The organism is Exiguobacterium sp. s127 (assembly GCF_018618695.1).
GTDB classification, from domain to species: domain Bacteria; phylum Bacillota; class Bacilli; order Exiguobacteriales; family Exiguobacteriaceae; genus Exiguobacterium_A; species Exiguobacterium_A oxidotolerans.
Genome location: NZ_JACSMO010000024.1, coordinates 1 through 3,475 on the forward strand (window position 1 = coordinate 1; position 3,475 = coordinate 3,475).

General features: G+C 41.5%; 3 protein-coding genes and 1 pseudogene. All 4 read right to left on the minus strand.

From position 1 onward, the window contains the following. On the minus strand, positions 1-1,127 hold a 1,127-nt coding region (mobV, locus tag KNP98_RS15785; protein ID WP_251135208.1), incomplete at its 3' end, for a MobV family relaxase. A gap of 288 nt (positions 1,128-1,415) precedes the next feature. Further along, positions 1,416-1,616 carry a hypothetical protein gene (locus KNP98_RS15790; protein ID WP_214809133.1) on the minus strand — a complete coding sequence of 67 codons (201 nt, stop codon included), beginning with the start codon at positions 1,614-1,616 and terminating at the stop codon, positions 1,416-1,418. 38 nt (positions 1,617-1,654) lie between these two features. Continuing rightward, complete coding sequence (locus KNP98_RS15795) at positions 1,655-2,713, minus strand: protein rep (RefSeq protein ID WP_214809136.1); 1,059 nt, start codon at positions 2,711-2,713, stop codon at positions 1,655-1,657. Positions 2,714-2,968: 255 nt separating this feature from the next. Beyond that, positions 2,969-3,475: pseudogene (locus KNP98_RS15800) on the minus strand (hypothetical protein); the annotation flags it as partial.

Sequence of the window (3,475 nt, forward strand, 5' to 3'; positions counted from 1 at the left end):
TCCTCGGGCGAAATCACATAGTTTTTGGTTTCTTTTTTTACGATTTCCGGTTTTCCGAACATTTTGGGCGTAACCGTGGTTTTGACCTCTTTGCCCTTTACCGTGATTTCCACTTTTCCTTCCGGAAGCTTTTGGCTGATTTCCAAGAATTCTTTTTTCTTGTCTTCCAGTTTTTTTTCTAGCAATTCAATGCCTTTGCTCATTTTCTCTTTTTCTTCCGCAATTTGATCGCTGTATTTTTTCAGCTCTTTCACATCTTCGATGCCAATCGTTTTGTCATTCAAAACGCCTTCTCGGTAAATGCCAGGAAGTTCAGCTTGCAGAAAAACATCTAAGTCCTGGTGAAAATTCTGTAATTCTTTTCGAGTCAGCACTTCCTTGGCTGACACTTTTTCATACTGTTTCTTTTCGTCCCAAACGACCGGCACAAAATCAAAGTGCATGTGTGGAGTCGTCTCGTCCACGTGCACATTTGCCGAAACTACATTTTTTTCACCACCGTACCGATCGGCTAAAAATTCATAGGTCTTCTCAAAAAATTCCCGTTGGTCATTTTCCGGAGCCCCTTTTAAATTTTCGGGCAAAGTGACGACCCATTCGCAACAGGCTTTCACATCTTTCCGTTTCATGCAGTAAACTTCTTTCAACCGGTCCTGAAGTCGTGAAAGTGTATCCCCATCTTTTTGGCACAAATCATAATTCAAATATGACCGGTCCACATCAATATTTTTGTTGGAATGATTTTCTGTTTTTCGGTCCAAATGAATTGATAATCCCTGCATGTTGGCTACCGTGTATTTTGAAACGTGTGCCATCATGAACCACCTCACTTTGCTAGAAAAAGCATACCACGGAATAAGAGCCAAAACAATTTGGTATATCACGCTATACCAGAATTCTTCTGGTCGTGCTCTGCGAGGCGAAAAGCAAGGGAGAGAAAATCGCTCTCCCCCAAAGTCAAAAGCAAAAAAAGCATCGCCTGCAGCCGTCGCTTTTTCCCGAGCAAGAATGTCATTTTCACCGTTGCGTTTTTCCGCAACGGTTGCAAATTTCATTCCCAATTCCAACAGCCCAAAGGGCTTTTTTGAAAGCAAGGATCGGGTAGTATTTTTGAGAAGTACGCTCAAAAATCTCCACCCTTTCCTCCTTGCTTTCAAAAATTTGTCGGAGGTTCGGCTCACGCCAAGCCGATAAACCTAAAACGAAGTTTCAGTTTTTCCGGCTTGCATTTGCCATTATGCCCCGACAAACCGCCATCGCTTCCGAGCGAAAAATTCACTTGTTCCATGTGAATTGACACACTGAAACCCGCCTTCACCTCAACCCTAAAACAAAGGGAAAAGCAAAAACAAAAAAGAGTAGTCAAAGCTACTCTTTTCTAAAACGTTTACTAAACAATCGCACCCTATTGTTTCTCAACCTTTATCTAAAATCTTAAGTAACCAACTAGCAGCAAACAATAAAAATGAAATTTGGGTTACGACAAAGAAGAAAAATTCAACTTTAGTCAATTTCCTTTCCTTTTTGGTTTTTTTGAAATGAAAATAATAATAAATTGCACATATGAGTAAAGCTATACCTGAAAATTGATATATGCTTTCCAGTATTTCGTTCAAGAAAACCCTCCTCCGTTAAATGACTCGTTTATTAAAGATTAACCTCTCTTAATCACATAATTATTTAAACCAACATGCCAGTAAGCCATTACATCGACAGCCCCATTGGCCACCTCGTCCGAATCCTCGTCCACGTGAATCAGATCCCCGTCCTCGGCATCTTCCAAATTCAATTCCTTGTGAATCTCTTTCAGCAGACCGCCGTAAGAAATCAGCCGTTTGTAAGCCAACGCCTTGTCCAAGTCTTCGACCGTCTGGATATTTTCATCGGTCACTTTATTCCCTCGTATCACATCGGTATCTTTCACTGGATACTTGGACACTTCAAAAATGGCGTTCTGTTCAGCAATCACTTTTTTCATTTCGTTTTCGACTTCTACAAAGTCCGTGGCTTCTCTTTTCGGTTTAACTTTCGCCACATGGACAATTGGCGTATAGTCGATTTTCATTGCCCGCTGCCACATGTCCGTCCATTCCGATTGTTTGATATAATTCCGCCCGAAATAATCATTCGGTACAGCCAGCAAGACATGGAAATGTGGGTGATATGTGCCGTACCATTCGCTTTCCTTGTCCCAGTTCCGTGTGACTTCCATCGCTCGGAAATAACCTTTTACGGACTTTTGAAAACGGGCGTATTTGGTAAAACGGTTGAATGCTTTCGTCATCTGATCCATAGTATTTTTTAAATCTTCGCCTTCGACATTTCGAACAGTCAGCGTAAGGAAAACCCATTTCACTTTTTCCCGTTCGTTCACCACTTGGACGATTTTCTTGTTTTGAAAAGCAATTTTCAATGAACGTCGCCAGTTGCACATCGGGCATAACCTCGCTTTGCAGAAGTAGGCTTGATAGAGCTTCAAGCGTCCATCTTTCATTTTAAACACCAAATAATTTCCGCAATCATACATGCGCTCGGCTTTCTTCGCCAACTCTTCGACGGCTTCATGATGCTGTGCCATCAACAGGGAACGTTTCTTTTTTCCCTTCCAATCCCGTTCTTTTCCCTCGCTGTTTTTGTCGCTCAGGATTTCAACACCAGTTTCTCTGCTTGATAAAACGGGTTTATCTATGCTATTATCGGGATACAAATTCATGTAAAACCTCGCCTTCTGGTGAGGATAAAAAAACCCACCCTTTGATTGGAATTCGACACTTTAATCATAGCAGGTGGGTTTTTACATGTCAAAAACAGTTGAAACCCTTGTGGCTCTAAGTCCGAAGGTGTATTTTCACCAGTCTAGTTGTTTCTATATGTATCAAGATAAGAAAAAACAGCTCCAAACCCTTGCTACGCAAGGCTTCGAAGCCAAAACAAAAACACGCCCTTTCAGGCGCGTTTTTTCAAAAACCTATCGTTCCATCCCTCTGTCTTTTTCCTTGTGCAATTCTTTTCGATGCATCTTCTCAAAATCGCCTTCAGGCGTTTTTTCCCTCACCTTATCGATCAGCTCTTTAAACGTCTGTTTAAAAGCCACAGAACCCTTTGTACGCTCTTTTACGAACTGTTTAACACTTTGGTAGACGAATTTGATTTCGAGCTTTAAATCGCTTATATGAGCCTTTAAATCCTTATTTTCTTCTTTCAGCTGTCGATTTTCAGCAGAAACTCCCTGAAACTCCTTGTAAAGCGAGTCAAAGGCATCTCCCAAGTCCGATTGTTCTACCCGTAATTCTTGATTTTCCTTCACCAAATCCGTTTTTTGCAAACGCTCGTACTCACTTTTCACTTTCTGGGCCGCCGCAACTGTTCCATGCAGCCTTTTCAGTTCCTCGGGCGAAATCACATAGTTTTTGGTTTCTTTTTTTACGATTTCCGGTTTTCCGAACATTTTGGGCGTAACCGTGGTTTTGACCTC